The sequence below is a fragment of the Escherichia sp. AM3 genome (assembly GCF_032029835.1).
Lineage (GTDB): Bacteria > Pseudomonadota > Gammaproteobacteria > Enterobacterales > Enterobacteriaceae > Escherichia > Escherichia coli.
Genome location: NZ_JAVUPQ010000845.1, coordinates 1 through 293, shown reverse-complemented (window position 1 = coordinate 293; position 293 = coordinate 1). Strand labels below are relative to the sequence as shown.

Annotated in this window: 1 pseudogene; it reads left to right on the top strand. The window is 56.0% G+C overall.

The features are described from left to right. Positions 1 to 196: pseudogene (locus tag RTW80_RS28665) on the top strand (gfo/Idh/MocA family oxidoreductase); the annotation flags it as partial. Between the last annotated feature and the right edge of the window lie 97 nt (positions 197 to 293).

Below are 293 nucleotides of genomic sequence, written 5' to 3'. Positions count from 1 at the left end.
GCAGGATGTCGTCTACCTCGTCAATAACGAGGGCGAGTTCCGCTATCCTGTGGCCGGGCAGGTTGGGTTCCCGTATTTTGGCGAACTGATCCTCGACTGCCTGCACCGCACCGAAAATGCCATGACTCAGGCGCATGCTTTCAAAGCTGCCGAACTGTGCGTGAAAGCACAAATGCTCGCAAACGCAGCTGACTAAGGGGACGACATGAACATCCTGAACACGGCGATTATCGGTGCCGGGGCTATTCACAGTTGCCATGTGAATGCCCTGAGGCAAATCCCCAATGTCGCGC